This window comes from Pseudomonas sp. LBUM1661 (assembly GCF_059695925.1).
Window position 1 is genome coordinate 4,313,259 of the sequence record NZ_CP166794.1, and the last position, 14,457, is coordinate 4,327,715.

A 14,457-nucleotide genomic window follows, 5' to 3' on the forward strand; every position below is an offset into this window, starting at 1 on the left:
CAGTTCGGAATCACAGTTAACCGAAACGGTGTATCGGGTCTGTGTTCCGGTCCGGCAGAAAATCGCAGCGGTTGTATCGTCGGCGGGCCTGTACACAGTGTGATACAGACCCGCCGTCAGGGTTACGCCAAGTCGTACTTTTCACGCACCAGATGGCCAATGCCGATGCGATCCAGCACGCTCATCGGGCACAGGAATGTCACGCGAACGGTACCCGGCAAGCGGCTGATGTCGATCGAGCCGGTGATGGTTGCGCGGTTGAGCACTTCGTCATACGGCAGGCCGGTGACCGAAGCCGCACGTTTCAAGCCGTTCTCGACCGCGACGTTGAGGTTCTCGCCGCTGCCGATAAAGGTGATCGGCCCGCTCTGCTCGATCTCCTGCTGGCCCCAACGCTCGCCCAACTCACGGACTTTGGCCCGTTGCTCAGCGGTCATTGGCCGCGCCATCGGTGGCAAGTCATCGAGGTTTTGCAGGAGGATCGGGCCTTCCAGCGTCAGGTTTTTCACCACCTCGACCACCACTTCGGTTTCCCCGGAGCAATCGGTGGCATGCCCGGCGATCTCGCCGTTGCCCTGCTGGGCGTGCATGTCGCCCATGTACACCCCCGCGCCTGGCACTTTCACCGGGCAAATCAGCACACAGCCTTCGCGGATCGAGTTGGTGTCCATGTGGCCGTCGGTCTTGGCCGCGTGCAGCTCTTCACGGGTCGTGCCGAAACGGTGTGGTGCATTGATCAGGTATTGGCCGAAATCGGCGCAGTTGTGCGAATCGGGCAGATCCCGGGACGGCGTGGTGCCGATGTTGCCGAGGAACGGGCGCATGTGCGCCGCGACGCCGGGGATGTCAGCGCGGGCCAGGGACAGTATCGAGTGCTGGGCGGCGAACTCCGGCAGCGCCGACATTTCTGAAGCATTGCCGGCCAGTTGATTGGCGACGTCCTGATTGACGGTCAGGCTGACCTGATTCTGCGCATCGAACACGATCACGTAGCCGTGGCTGAAGCGAAACGCGCTGACTTCGGCGCCGCAATTGTTACAGCGGATCGACTCTTCGCCGATGCCTTCGACATGGCTGGCCGGATGCTCGGTGCCGCACTTGGCGCAGAATTTGGAGACGAACGGATCGCCGTTGTAGCGCCCCTCGACGAATTTCATGACCCCGGACGAGGTCGCCAGCGAGGTCACGCGCATGCTTTTGATCTTGATGGCGACCGCATCGCCGACTTCCGCCCCGGCGATAGCCACCGGTTGCGTCACTTCATGGCCGCCCTCGAATGCTGGCGTGATCATCGGACCCCAGCAGCCCGGCGGTGTGCCGGTGATCAGGGTGCCGCCGTCGGCCAACGGTCCGAGCATCGGCTGGCTCGGGCCGATGATGCCGTTGGTGTAGTGATCGACCCGCAGGCGATTCACCGGCGTGGCGTTGAGGGTGGGTTGAGACACAAGCGTTGTCATTGTGGTCCCCTTGACCGCATCAGGCGCGGAACAGTGGCAAAAGCAAACGGCCGCCTGTTGCGACGGCCTGGAAAGGGTCTCGGTCGCCCCGGTTACAGGGCGCCAAAACGGCCTTCACAGTTCAGCGCAGGTTTGTATCTGGTCTGTGTTCGGCAGTGCCCCGGTGTTGAGCGAGACTGTATCGAAAGGCCGGTTAGATACAGTGAGATACATGCGATACCAACAGCCACTGCAGATCCCTGTGGGAGCGGGCTTGCCCGCGATGAGGTCGGCACATCCAACATACCTGTCGACTGACACACCGCTATCGCGGGCAAGCCCGCTCCCACATTGGATGGGGGTGGGTCAGTAAATGGGCTTTCGTCGCTCCAGGCTGCGGTGCGCGGGGCTCGGACTAAACTTATTGCACGCAGGACGTGCACAGCGTCCTGTTCATTCCCACGACCACCGCCCAGTGGCGAACACCCAGGCTAACCACGCCTCTGGACCGTGATCCTGCTGAAGGAGCACACGTGATGGACGAGGCCAGACTCAACGATTTCATGGGCAAGCTGGTGAACGACATGGGCGGCGCGGCGATGCTGGCCAATGTCATCCTCGGCGAAGAGCTCGGACTGTACCGGGCCATGGCCGACAGTCAGCCAATCACCCCTGAAGCACTTGCCGACAAAACCGGCTGCAACACCCGCCTGCTGCGCGAATGGCTCAGCGCCCACGCGGCCTCCGGTTACATGGAACATCGCGACGGCCAGTTCCGCCTGCCGGAAGAGCAAGCGCTGGCGTTGGCCATCGAAGATTCGCCGGTTTACATCGCCGGCGGAATCGGGGTGGTGGCGTCGTTTTTCCATGACAAGGACAAACTGGTCAACGCCATGCGCGGCAACGGCGCCCTCGCCTGGGGCGATCACCATCCGTGCATGTTCAGCGGCACGGAACGTTTCTTCCGCCCCGGCTACAAGGCGCATCTGATTGCCGAGTGGCTGCCCGCGCTGGATGGCGTCGTCGCCAAACTGCAGGCTGGCGCCAAAGTGGCGGACATCGGCTGCGGCCATGGCGCGTCAACGGTGATCATGGCCCAGGCGTTTCCGGACTCGCGATTCGTCGGGTTCGACTACCACGCACCTTCTGTCACCGTCGCCACCCAGCGCGCCGAGGAAGGCGGTGTGTCCGGGCGTGCGCGGTTCTTCCAGGGCACGGCAAAAAGCTATCCCGGCGATGACTATGACCTGGTCTGCTACTTCGACTGCCTGCACGACATGGGCGACCCGGTGGGCGCCGCACGGCACGCCTATGACTCGCTGAAGCCGGACGGCACGGTGTTGCTGGTGGAGCCGTTTGCCAACGATTCGCTCGACGACAACGTTACCCCGGTGGGTCGGCTGTTCTACGCTGCTTCGACCTTCATTTGCACGCCGAACTCGCTGTCCCAGGAAGTCGGCCTCGGGCTCGGCGCCCAGGCGGGCGAGGCGCGGTTGCGCAAGGTCTTCACCGAGGCGGGCTTCAAGAGTTTCCGCCGGGCCACGGAAACGCCGTTCAACCTGATCCTGGAGGCGCGTAAATAAACGGTGAAACACGTGCCATGTAGCAGCCGGACGCAGGCTTCGCCAGCTGCTACAAGTTGACTGCTTGCGCTCGCCCGGCAAATGTTACGCTGCAAGCCATCAAGGCCTTGCGGAGTGTTGAACATGCTCGACAGCCCCTTACGCGAACAACTCGACCGGCTCCAGCAGCTGATGGCCGATCAACCGTTTGTGGTCCTGACCGGCGCCGGCATCAGCACGCCGTCGGGCATTCCGGACTACCGCGACAACCAGGGCGTGCGGCGTGGCCGGCAACCGATGATGTATCAGGAATTCCTCTCGGCTCCTGAATCCCGGCGCCGCTATTGGGCGCGGGCGATGCTTGGCTGGCCGCGAGTGCGCCAGGCTCAACCGAACGTGGCGCACGAGGCCCTGGCCAGTTTGCAAAGTGCGCGGCAGATCAGCGCGCTGATCACCCAAAACGTCGACACCTTGCACGACCAGGCCGGCAGCCACGACGTGATCGAACTGCACGGCAGCCTGCATCGGGTGCTGTGCCTGGACTGCGGCCAGCGCAGCGAACGGGATTCGATCCAGCGCCTGATGGAAACGCAGAACCCTTACCTGGCCGGGGTTGATGCGGTGCAGGCACCCGATGGCGACACCTTGCTCGACGCCGCCTTTGAAGCGCGCTTTCAAGTACCGCACTGCCCCCACTGCGCGGGCGAACGGATGAAGCCGGACGTGGTGTTTTTTGGCGAGAACGTGGCGCAGGCTACGGCCGCCAAGGCGATGGCGGCGGTGGAAAAGGCGGCGGGGTTGTTGGTGGTCGGGTCTTCGCTGATGGCGTATTCGGCGTTTCGGTTGTGCCGGGCTGTGGCGGATCAGGGCAAGCCGTTGATGGCGATTAATCTGGGCAAGACCCGGGCGGATGACATCCTCGATCTGAAAATCGAAGGCTCCTGCGAACGGTTGCTGCCGTTACTGGCACAACACCTTAAGAACTGACGAAACCCAATCCCTGTGGGAGCGAGCCTGCTCGCGATAGCGGTCTGGCAGGCGACATAAATGCTGGAAGTGCGGGCCTCATCGCGAGCAGGCTCGCTCCCACAGGGGAATGTGTTCAGTGCACGCCAAGATTTTCTTCCTTGAGAATATCGAACAACGCCTGCGCCGCCGCCGACAGTTCAACCCCCGGTTTGGTCAGCACCCCGATCGCCCGCTCCACCACCGGGTCGCGCAAGGTGATGCAGCGTGCGCCCAGCTCGCGCATCTGCCCGGCGCACAGGGCCGGCACCGCGCTCACGCCCAGGCCGCTGGCGACCATTCTGCCGACCGTCGCCAGCTGGTGACTTTCAAACTCCACCGGCAGCTTCATTCCCCGTGCCTGCAAGTGCTCTTCAAGCATGACCCGCACCGTCGACGGGCGCTGCAAGGTGATGAACGGTTCCTTGAGCAACGTCTGCCAGTCGATGTCGTCCAGTTCGGCCAACTTGGAATCGTGTGGCACCACCGCCACAAACCGGTCCATGTACAGCGGCGTGAATTCCAGTGACGAACTCTGCGTCGGCTCAAACGCCACCCCCAGCTCAACCTGCCGATCCCGCACCATCTCCAGCACTTGCTCATTGATCACGTCATTCACCGTGACATTGACCTTGGGGTAACGCGCACGGAAAATCCTCAGGATCGGTGGCAACAGGTTGCCGGCAAACGACGGCATCGCCGCCAGGGTCACGCGGCCACGTTGCAGGGTAAAACGCTGGCGCAGTTCATCCTCGGCGTTGTCCCAATCGGCGATCAGTCGGCGTGCCAGCGGCACCAGCGACTCACCCTCAGGCGTCAGCGCCACGTTGCGCGTATTGCGGGTAAATAATCGCCCGCCCAAGCCCTCCTCCAGCGCCTTGATGGTCAGGCTCAACGCCGATTGCGACAGGTGCAACCGCTCGCAGGCCACAGCAAAACTCAGACTCTGGGCCACGGCCAGGAATGCGCGTATCTGCTTGACGGTCATCTCGCTTCGCTCCAGTTGTACGCTTCAAGCTATAAGCTGCAAGATTGAAGCAGCGGTTTGATGAGCTTTATTAACCAATCAACCTTAAAAATCAACTTAACAAATGAATCACCCAGAGAGACACTCCATCCATTCGGCTAGCCAGCCGCCCACAAAGAATAAAAGAGGTGCATATGGCAGGTTTCGACAAGCGTGTGAGTTCCTACGAGGAAGCTCTGGCAGGTCTTGAAGACGGCATGACCGTGATCGCTGGCGGCTTCGGCCTGTGCGGGATCCCGGAAAACCTCATCGCCGAGATCAAGCGCAAAGGCACACGTGACCTCACCGTAGTGTCCAACAACTGCGGCGTCGACGGCTTCGGCCTCGGCGTGCTGCTGACAGACCGCCAGATCAGTAAAGTGGTGGCGTCCTACGTCGGCGAAAACAAACTGTTCGAAGAACAGCTGTTGAAAGGCGAAATTGAAGTTGTCCTGACCCCCCAAGGCACCCTCGCCGAAAAAATGCGCGCCGGCGGTGCTGGTATCCCGGCCTTCTTCACCGCTACGGGCGTCGGCACTCCGGTTGCCGAAGGCAAGGAAGTGCGCGAATTCCACGGTCGCAAGTACCTGATGGAAGAATCCATCACCGGTGACTTCGCCATCGTCAAAGGCTGGAAAGCCGACCATTTCGGCAACGTCATCTATCGCCACACCGCCCAGAACTTCAACCCGCTGGCCGCCACTGCCGGCAAGATCACCGTGGTCGAAGTCGAAGAAATCGTCGAACCCGGCGAGCTGGACCCGGCGCAGATCCACACCCCTGGTATCTACGTCGACCGGGTCATTTGCGGCACGTTCGAGAAGCGCATCGAACAGCGCACCGTGCGTAAGTGATCCCCTGCCCCCGGACCGAATGAAGGAAGAACAACAATGGCACTTTCCCGCGAACAAATGGCTCAACGCGTCGCCCGCGAAATGCAGGACGGCTTCTACGTGAACCTGGGCATCGGCATTCCGACCCTGGTCGCCAACTACATCCCGGAAGGCATGGAAGTCATGCTGCAGTCGGAAAACGGCCTGCTCGGCATGGGTCCTTTCCCGACTGAAGACACCATCGATGCCGACATGATCAACGCCGGCAAGCAAACCGTGACCGCCCGTATCGGCGCTTCGATTTTTTCCTCGGCCGAGTCCTTCGCGATGATCCGCGGTGGCCATGTCGACCTGACCGTGCTCGGCGCCTTTGAAGTCGACGTGCAAGGCAACATCGCCTCGTGGATGATTCCCGGCAAACTGGTCAAGGGCATGGGCGGCGCGATGGACCTGGTCGCAGGCGCGGACAACATCATCGTGATCATGACCCACGCGTCCAAGGACGGTGAGTCCAAGCTGTTGTCCCAATGCAGCCTGCCGCTGACCGGCGCCGGGTGCATCAAGCGTGTGCTGACCGACCTGGCGTATCTTGAAATCGAAAACGGCGCGTTCATCCTGAAAGAACGTGCACCGGGCGTCAGCGTCGAAGAGATTGTCGCCAAGACCGCCGGTAAACTGATCGTGCCGGATCACGTGCCGGAAATGCAGTTCGCTGCCCAGTGAGGAATCATTCCATGCAAGAAGTCGTCATTGTTGCCGCCACGCGCACCGCGATCGGCAGTTTCCAGGGTGCCCTGGCCAATGTTTCTGCGGTCGACCTGGGCGCTGCGGTCATCCGTCAGCTGCTGGCGCAAACCGGCCTGGACCCGGCCGAAGTCGATGAAGTGATCATGGGCCAGGTGTTGACGGCCGGTGCCGGGCAAAACCCTGCGCGCCAGGCGTCGATCAAGGCCGGCCTGCCCTTCGCCGTTCCCGCCATGACCCTGAACAAGGTCTGCGGCTCGGGCCTGAAAGCCTTGCATCTGGCCACTCAGGCAATTCGCTGCGGCGATGCCGAGGTGATCATTGCCGGCGGCCAGGAAAACATGAGCCTGTCCAACTACGTCATGCCCGGCGCACGCACCGGTCTGCGCATGGGTCACGCGCAAATCGTCGACACCATGATCAGCGACGGCCTGTGGGATGCGTTCAACGATTACCACATGGGCATCACCGCCGAGAACCTGGCGGACAAGTACAGCCTGACCCGCGAACAACAGGACGCCTTCGCCGCAGCCTCCCAGCAGAAAGCCACGGCCGCCATTGAAGCCGGGCGTTTTGCCGATGAGATCACGCCGATCCTGATTCCTCAGCGCAAGGGCGATCCGCTGTCCTTCGCCACCGACGAACAACCACGGGCCGGCACCACCGCCGAAGCCCTGGGCAAACTGAAACCGGCCTTCAAGAAGGACGGTTCGGTGACCGCCGGTAACGCCTCTTCGCTGAACGACGGCGCCGCTGCTGTGATCCTGATGAGCGCCGAAAAAGCCAAGGCCCTGGGCCTGCCGGTGCTGGCGAAAATCGCTGCCTACGCCAACGCGGGCGTCGACCCGGCCATCATGGGCATCGGCCCGGTTTCGGCCACTCGCCGTTGCCTGGACAAGGCCGGCTGGTCCATCGACCAGCTTGAGCTGGTTGAAGCCAACGAAGCCTTCGCCGCGCAATCCCTGGCGGTCGCCAAGGACCTGGAATGGGACCTGAACAAGGTCAACGTCAACGGCGGCGCCATCGCCCTGGGTCACCCGATCGGTGCGTCGGGTTGCCGGGTGCTGGTGACGTTGCTGCATGAAATGATTAAGCGTGACGCCAAGAAAGGCCTCGCCACCCTGTGCATCGGTGGTGGTCAGGGCGTGGCATTGGCAATCGAACGGTCTTAAAGCGTTCAACAGACTGCGCGGGGATCCACGAAGAACCGCCGCAGCCTGGCAACACACCCGGTGCGACTCACGTCGCACCGGGTTATCCCTATCTCTGCCACAACGCACACTTTGTAGCCGCTGGCGGTGAATGAAGGGTCAGGCGAATTTCACCAGGTTCAGCGTCGGCAAGGGACCGCCTGGAAACTGCACCAGCTTCGCTCCAACGCTCAACTCCCCGAGATCGATCCCGAAGAACCCCAACTGATCGATCAGTGCGGCCACTTGCGCTTTCGCGTCGGCATCGTCGCCGGACAAAAACAGCACCCGCCGCCCGCCCTCCGCCGCCGGATCGCTGTCCAGAAAACGCGCCTGAAGATGATTGAACGCCTTCACCACCCGCGCCCCCGGCACCCATTCGGCGAATACTTCGCTGGATGTCCTTCCCTGCAAATCCACGGCTTTGAACGAGGGCGCCTCGATCGAATTGTTGGCGTCGATGACGATCCCTCCGCCGAAATCCGGCAGGCCAGCCAGTGCAGTCGGCAATTTCGACCAGTTCACTGCCACCAGCACCATCGGCTGGGCGGCGGCTTCTTCGCGGGTTCCGGCGCGAGCCGTTGGCCCGAGTTCGGCGACCAGCGAGGCCAGGGTTTGCGGGCCGCGACTGTTGGCGATGACTACTTCAATGCCTTGACGCGAGAGGGCTTTGGCGAAGGCTGCGCCGATTGCGCCGGCGCCGATGATTCCGATAGTACTCATGGTTGTTCACTCCGTGGGTTGTCGATGGAGTGAATACTGCGCTTGCCATTAGGTCTTTATTAGTCGGTAATGACTTGAATGATCTTCAAGCATTACTAGCAGGTGGTTGCCATGGAAACCCTCGCCAACCTTGAGTCCTTTGTGCGCAGCGCCGAAACCGGGAGCTTTTCCGCTGCCGCTCGCTTGCTGGCACTGACGCCTGCTGCGGTCAGCCGCAACGTGGCGATGCTCGAACGCAACATGGGTGTGCGGCTGTTCCAGCGTTCCACCCGCAAATTGTCACTGACCGAAGCCGGCGAAAGCTTTCTGGCCAGCATCGGCGGCAATCTGCAGGCATTGCAAGCGGCAATCAGCGCCGTGGCCAGCGACCGTGGCGAACCGGCCGGGGTGCTCAAGGTCAGCCTGGCACCGACGTTTGGCATCGGTCATATCCTGCCGCTGCTGCCGGCGTTTCTGGAGCGCTACCCGCTGATTCGCCCTGAATGGCACTTCGAAAACCGTCCCGTTGATTTGATTGCCGAGGGCTACGACGCGGCCATCGGCGGCGGCTTCGAATTGACTCCGGGGGTGATTTCCCGAACATTGGCGGCGGCGCATGTGGTGGCTGTGGCTTCCCCGGCCTACCTGGCCTCACGCACGTTGCCTGAACGCCCGGAGGATTTGTCACAGCATAACGGCATCGTGATGCGCGGCTCCCGCACCGGGCGGATTCGCCAGTGGATCATGCGTGACGGGGCGGGCCATGAAGCACCGGCCAGCCTCAACGAACACATCGTCCTCAATGACCCGGCGGCCATGCGTGAGGCGGCCATGCTTGGCTTGGGCGTGACGCTGCTGGTGTTGCCCGATGTGCTGGCCAATTTCCAGCGCGGCGAACTGGTGCGCCTGCTGCCCGACTGGTACGGCGATGCGGGGCCGATCTCGCTGTATTACCCGAGCCGGAGTTTGATGCCGGCCAAGACGCGGGCGTTTGTTGATTTTGTGGTGGATGCGTTTGGACGGGACGCCGTGTAATCGTTCATCGCGGGCAAGCCCGCTCCCACAGGATCCATGTACACCACAATCCATGTGGGAGCGGGCTTGCCCGCGAAGAGGCCCGAACAATCACCCCAAAAATTGCAGGATCAACCAGCTATTCGCCCCACTGATCACCCCAAACAACCCCCACGCCAACACCCGCGTCGGCAGTCGATTGACAAACGGTCCCATCAGCTTCTGATCGTTGGTCATGCGAATCAACGGATACAAGGCAAACGGCAACTGCAGGCTCAACACCACCTGACTCAACACCAGCAGCTTGCCCACCGCGTTATCGCCCATCAACCAAACCCCAATGAACGCCGGAATCAGCGCCAGCCCACGGGTAATCAAACGCCGTTGCCAGCACGGAATCCGCAGGTTCAGGAACCCCTCCATGATCACTTGCCCGGCGATCGTGCCAGTGAACGTCGAGCTCTGCCCCGAGGCCAGCAACGCCACGCCGAACAGCACACTGGCCAAGGCCCCGCCCACCAGTGGATCGAGCAAGTGATAGGCGTCCTGAATGTCCACCACGTCGGTATGCCCGCTCGTGTGGAATGCCGCTGCCGCGAGGATCAGGATCGCCGCGTTCACCAGCAGCGCCAGGGCCAGCGAGCCAATCGTGTCGATGCGCGCCAGTTTCACCGCGTCCTGCTTGCTGGCCAGGTCCTTGCCGATCATCCGGGTTTGCACGATCGAGGTGTGCAAGTACAAGTTATGCGGCATCACCGTGGCCCCGAGGATCCCGATGGCCAGGTACAGCGGCGCAGCGTCGCCGATGGCTGAGAGTGACGGCGTGAAACCCCGGGCAACGTCCGGCCAATAAGGTTTGATCAACAGCAGTTCGACGAAGAAACACGCGCCGATGGTGCCCACCAGCACCAACATGATCGCTTCCAGTCGGCGGAAGCCACGGTTTTGCAAGGCCAGCACCAATAGCGTGTCGAACGCCGTGAGCGCGATGCCGACGGTCAGCGAACAACCCAACAACAAATGGAACGCCAAGGCGCAACCGAGCACTTCGGCAAGGTCGGTGGCGATGATCGAGATTTCCGCCAGCACCCACTGGGTCCGTGCGGTCCGTGGGCTGTAGCGCTCGCGCGATAACTGCGCCAGGTCCCGCCCGGTGGCGATGCCCAGCCGCGAACACAAACACTGCACCACCATCCCCGCCAAGCTCGCCAGCAGCACCACGAACAACAAGCTGTAGCCAAAGCGCGACCCGGCCTCGATCGCGGTCGCCCAGTTGCCCGGGTCCATGTAACCGATGGACACCAGCAAACCGGGACCGGCAAAACGCAGCAGCCGCTTGAAGAACGACGCGCGGGGATCGACGGCAACGCTGCCGGCCACTTCCGGCGGACAGAACGGTGCGGTGGCGAATTTGGGCAAACTGAATTTCACGCAAACCATCCGTCAACAGCTGGGAGCGGCCAGCTTAGACGTTTCCCCCATTCCGGTGTACTCACAAACCCTGTAGGAGCCGAGCTTGCTCGCGAAGGCGGTCCGACAGTTCATTTGATGTTGGATGTGCCGCCGTCTTCGCGAGCAAGCTCGGCTCCTACAGGGACAGGGGTCGCGCTGTGCTTTGTATACAAAATCGAGACATCCATAGAGCAATCATTCGCCCGCAATGCTAACGTTGCCGCCTCACTCAGGTCGGAGGTGCGTGCGTGCTGATGCTCAAACTGCTGGTCATTCCAGGATTTCTCCTGCTGATTTCCCTGGCCGGCAAGCGCTGGGGCCCTAGCGTGGCCGGTTGGTTATCGGGATTGCCGGTGGTGGTCGGACCGATTCTGTTCTTCCTCGCCATCGAACAAGGTGAGGTGTTCGCCGCGCAATCGGCGACGGCAGCGCTGTCGGCAATGTTCGCGATGATTGCCTTCTGCGTGACCTACGCCCAGGTCGCACAACGGGCCGGCTGGCCATGGGCGTTGATCATTTCGTTGCTGGTCTGGGCCTCGGTGGCCGTGGTGCTGTCATTGATTCCCGCGTCCCTGACGTTCTCGGTGATCGCCGCTTCCGTCGCGCTGCTGGCGGCGCCTTACTTGTTTCCCGCCGTGCAGCCGATCGTTTCAGGCCCGGCGCCGAAGTCCGACAAACTGCTGCTGCGCATGGTCGCCGGCGCCCTGCTCACCCTTGCGGTCACGTTGCTCGCTAGCACCGTCGGCGATCGCTGGAGTGGCCTGCTCGCCGTGTTCCCGGTGCTCGGCAGCGTGATGGCGGTGTTCTCCCAGCAAACCCGCGGCCCGGCGTTTACCGCCGCGTTGCTGCGAGCCACCGCCACCGGGATGTATTCGTTCGCGGCGTTCTGCCTGGTATTGGCGCTGGCATTGCCAGGCATGGGCCTGAGCGCGTTCGCCCTCGGCGTCGCGGTGTCGGTGGCAATGCTCGGGGTGACCAAGCGATTGCTGGCCAAACCGGCGAGCCCGGTGGCGGACGCTGGACGTACGGCAATCAAACGCTAAGCTGCTTGATGTCATCGGGCCAGGATGGTCGCCCGCTCTTTACGCTGAAGGAACAGACATGACTCAGCTCCGAAACGCCCGATCGGCCACGGCTGTCGGCGTGATTGCGATTTTGCTCTGGTCTTCCCTGGCATTGCTGACCACCCTCACCGAAGGCATTCCGCCCTTTGAGCTGATGACGCTGGGCTTCGGCGTGGCGTTCCTGGCGAGCCTGATCATTTTGGGCCGACGCGGATGGGTCGGCTTCAGCAGTTGGCGACAACCCTGGAGCGTTTGGGCGACCGGCTTCGTGGGAATTTTCGTTTATCACGCGCTGTATTTTTTCGCGCTCAAAGCGGCCCCCGCCGCCGAAGCCAGCCTGATCAATTACCTTTGGCCGCTGTTGCTGGTGTTGTTGTCGGCGTTCTCCGCCGGAGAAAAACTGCACAAGCGGCAAATGCTCGGCGCGCTGCTGGGCCTGGCCGGCACGGCGTTTATCATGCAACAACACACCCCGAACGCAGCCGTCGCGCTGCCCATCGCCGGTTATCTCGCCGCGTTCGGCTGTGCGCTGATCTGGGCGGGTTACTCGGTGATCAACCGCCGCTTCAGCGAAGTGCCCAGCAGCACCATCGGTGGGATCTGCGGTCTGGTCGCCTTGGCCGGGCTGGTCTGCCACCTCGCGATCGAAACCACGGTGCGGCCCGACTTCAGCCAATGGACGGCGATTATTGTCCTCGGCCTCGGCCCGGTCGGGCTGGCGTTTCTCGCCTGGGACCACGCCACCAAACACGGCAATCTGGCGACGCTAGGGGCACTGTCCTACCTGGCGCCGCTGATTTCCACGATGCTGCTGATTACCGTCGGCCGCAGCCATGCCAGCCCGATCCTGATCATCCCGGCGTTGCTGATCATTGCCGGTGCCGTGATCGCCACGTCGAATTCAACCACCAAAGTGCCGATCACACGTTCGATCATTTCGAACGAGTAGAACAAGAAGCCTGCACGTCAATCGAACAGGTTCGCGCAAACATCAACCTAGCAGCACCTGCCCACGCAGCCTCGCAGGTTCGGGAGCTGCTACAGATCGTAATCCATGGGATGATCGCCCTCATAGCGCGACCATCCCTGGAGATTTCGAATGTCATTGTTGAGTAAAAACGCCATTGTCCTGTTGCTGACGGTGGCTACCAGCCTGGGGGCGTTGAATGCGCAAGCGGCCAAGGCCACTTCCAGCGATTCCGCGCCGGCACAAAAAGTCTCGATGCTGGGCGGCAAGTTCAAGTTCACCCTGCCCAAGGGCTTCATTGCCAACCCCTTGCCCGCCAGCCCGACGGGCGCGACCGGCACCATGTACACCAACGAGACCACCAAGACCGTGGTGATCGCCGCCGAAAACAACCTCCCGCCCGGTGTCACCGTCAAGGACAACGACGGCACGTTTCTCGACGAAACCGTGGCCGACTTCGACACCGCGCAACGCAAGGCCCTACCGGATTTCAATAAACTCAGCGAGAAAAGCCTGACCCAAAAAGGCACCGGGCTGGGACTGCGACAGGTCGACAGCACCGCCACACAGGGTGGCGGCGTCACCCTCAACACCACGCTGATGGCGGCGTCCGGCACCCGCATGGCCGTGGTTCAGGTGATTTCCCGCCCCGGCGACATGGCCGCCCACGAAACCTTGATCAAACAGCTGGTCAGCGGCAAGTGAAACTCAGGGGTTGAGGCGCTGCAACCAGGTGCTCAAGTCCTGCATTTCCGCGCCGCTGATGCTGTGACCTACGCCAGGGTAGGCGTGAAATTCAGGCTTGAGTGACAGGCTCTGCAACAGGCTGACGGCGTCGGTGCCATCGGTGTACGGCAAGCGTTTATCCACTGTGCCATGACCAATGAAAATCGCCAGTTTCTGGCGTTTTTCATCCGGTTTCAGCTCGGATTTGAGCACCGGCAAAATCCGCCCGCTCAACGCTGCAATCCCGCCCACCGCCTCGGGGTGACGCAAGGCGACCTCGTAAGACATGATCGCGCCCTGGCTGAAACCCACCAGGAAAACCTTGGCCGGCTCCGTGTGATATTTCTTCGCCGCCTGTGCGATGAAATCCAGCAGCACCTGGCCGCTGGTCTTCAAGTCGTCCGTCTCGCCGTTGTAGGCACCTTCGCCTTTCTTGCGAAACCACTGGTAACTGCCCTCTTCCAGCACCATCGGTGCCCGTACCGACAGGTAGTTGTAGGACGCGGGCAGTTCATCCTTGATGCCAAACAGATCCTGCTCGTTACTGCCGTAACCGTGGAGGAAAATCACCAGAGGTTGATTGTTCGAGTCGGGGTGGGTCTGCTCCAGGTACTGGAGTGGCAAATCGGTTTGCAGCGGGGTTTGAGCGTGGACGGCGGCGGATGCCAGCAGCGTCAGCAGAGCGAGAAACTTCAACATAAACCTTCCTTCACGGCGCGCAGGATTCGGGGCAGAGCCTAACACTGTGAGACAGGC

At 61.9% G+C, this 14,457-nt stretch carries 14 protein-coding genes; 9 read left to right on the forward strand and 5 right to left on the reverse strand.

Going from position 1 to position 14,457, the window contains the following annotated elements; all coding sequences use genetic code 11:
* Window positions 1-122: 122 nt before the first annotated feature.
* Window positions 123-1,457 (reverse strand): acetamidase/formamidase family protein, encoded by a 1,335-nt coding sequence (locus ACA057_RS19815; RefSeq protein ID WP_497341602.1) that lies wholly within the window; start codon window positions 1,455-1,457, stop codon window positions 123-125.
* Between the two features lie 515 nt (window positions 1,458-1,972).
* Here ACA057_RS19815 and ACA057_RS19820 point away from each other — a divergent pair.
* Window positions 1,973-3,019 carry a class I SAM-dependent methyltransferase gene (locus tag ACA057_RS19820; RefSeq protein WP_497341604.1) on the forward strand — a complete coding sequence of 349 codons (1,047 nt, stop codon included), beginning with the start codon at window positions 1,973-1,975 and terminating at the stop codon, window positions 3,017-3,019.
* Between the two features lie 123 nt (window positions 3,020-3,142).
* Window positions 3,143-3,985, forward strand: coding sequence for an NAD-dependent protein deacetylase (locus tag ACA057_RS19825; RefSeq protein ID WP_497341606.1), 843 nt, complete (start codon window positions 3,143-3,145; stop codon window positions 3,983-3,985).
* Between the two features lie 115 nt (window positions 3,986-4,100).
* On the opposite strand, the gene ACA057_RS19830 is transcribed toward ACA057_RS19825, so the two are convergent.
* Window positions 4,101-4,991 (reverse strand): LysR family transcriptional regulator, encoded by an 891-nt coding sequence (locus tag ACA057_RS19830; RefSeq protein ID WP_497341608.1) that lies wholly within the window; start codon window positions 4,989-4,991, stop codon window positions 4,101-4,103.
* A gap of 173 nt (window positions 4,992-5,164) precedes the next feature.
* On the opposite strand from ACA057_RS19830, the gene ACA057_RS19835 reads away from it, so the two are divergent.
* Genes ACA057_RS19835 through ACA057_RS19845 form a run of 3 tightly spaced genes read left to right on the forward strand, consistent with a single transcriptional unit; the run spans window position 5,165 to window position 7,758 of the window.
* Entirely contained in the window at window positions 5,165-5,863 is a 699-nt protein-coding gene (locus ACA057_RS19835) for a CoA transferase subunit A (RefSeq protein WP_059402853.1), read from the forward strand.
* Between the two features lie 36 nt (window positions 5,864-5,899).
* Window positions 5,900-6,565: a CoA transferase subunit B gene (locus ACA057_RS19840; RefSeq protein WP_008021761.1), complete on the forward strand. Its 666-nt coding sequence runs from the start codon at window positions 5,900-5,902 to the stop codon at window positions 6,563-6,565.
* An 11-nt stretch (window positions 6,566-6,576) separates the two neighbouring features.
* Window positions 6,577-7,758 carry an acetyl-CoA C-acetyltransferase gene (locus tag ACA057_RS19845; protein WP_497341610.1) on the forward strand — a complete coding sequence of 394 codons (1,182 nt, stop codon included), beginning with the start codon at window positions 6,577-6,579 and terminating at the stop codon, window positions 7,756-7,758.
* 138 nt (window positions 7,759-7,896) lie between these two features.
* On the opposite strand, the gene ACA057_RS19850 is transcribed toward ACA057_RS19845, so the two are convergent.
* On the reverse strand, window positions 7,897-8,499 hold the full coding sequence (locus tag ACA057_RS19850; protein ID WP_497341612.1) for an NADPH-dependent F420 reductase: 603 nt from the start codon (window positions 8,497-8,499) through the stop codon (window positions 7,897-7,899).
* 111 nt (window positions 8,500-8,610) lie between these two features.
* Here ACA057_RS19850 and ACA057_RS19855 point away from each other — a divergent pair, with 111 nt between their 5' ends.
* Window positions 8,611-9,513 (forward strand): LysR family transcriptional regulator, encoded by a 903-nt coding sequence (locus tag ACA057_RS19855; protein WP_497341614.1) that lies wholly within the window; start codon window positions 8,611-8,613, stop codon window positions 9,511-9,513.
* Between the two features lie 90 nt (window positions 9,514-9,603).
* Here ACA057_RS19855 and ACA057_RS19860 read toward each other — a convergent pair whose 3' ends face one another.
* Entirely contained in the window at window positions 9,604-10,923 is a 1,320-nt protein-coding gene (locus ACA057_RS19860; RefSeq protein WP_497341616.1) for an Nramp family divalent metal transporter, read from the reverse strand.
* 269 nt (window positions 10,924-11,192) lie between these two features.
* Between ACA057_RS19860 and ACA057_RS19865 the strand changes: the two genes are divergently transcribed.
* The 3 genes from ACA057_RS19865 (at window position 11,193) to ACA057_RS19875 (ending at window position 13,680) form a co-directional block, all read left to right on the forward strand.
* Window positions 11,193-11,987 carry a hypothetical protein gene (locus ACA057_RS19865; RefSeq protein WP_497341618.1) on the forward strand — a complete coding sequence of 265 codons (795 nt, stop codon included), beginning with the start codon at window positions 11,193-11,195 and terminating at the stop codon, window positions 11,985-11,987.
* 58 nt (window positions 11,988-12,045) lie between these two features.
* Window positions 12,046-12,957: an aromatic amino acid exporter YddG gene (gene yddG, locus ACA057_RS19870; protein ID WP_497341620.1), complete on the forward strand. Its 912-nt coding sequence runs from the start codon at window positions 12,046-12,048 to the stop codon at window positions 12,955-12,957.
* 150 nt (window positions 12,958-13,107) lie between these two features.
* On the forward strand, window positions 13,108-13,680 hold the full coding sequence (locus ACA057_RS19875) for a DcrB/PsbP domain-containing protein (RefSeq protein ID WP_497341622.1): 573 nt from the start codon (window positions 13,108-13,110) through the stop codon (window positions 13,678-13,680).
* 3 nt (window positions 13,681-13,683) lie between these two features.
* On the opposite strand, the gene ACA057_RS19880 is transcribed toward ACA057_RS19875, so the two are convergent.
* Entirely contained in the window at window positions 13,684-14,400 is a 717-nt protein-coding gene (locus tag ACA057_RS19880; protein ID WP_497341624.1) for an alpha/beta hydrolase, read from the reverse strand.
* Between the last annotated feature and the right edge of the window lie 57 nt (window positions 14,401-14,457).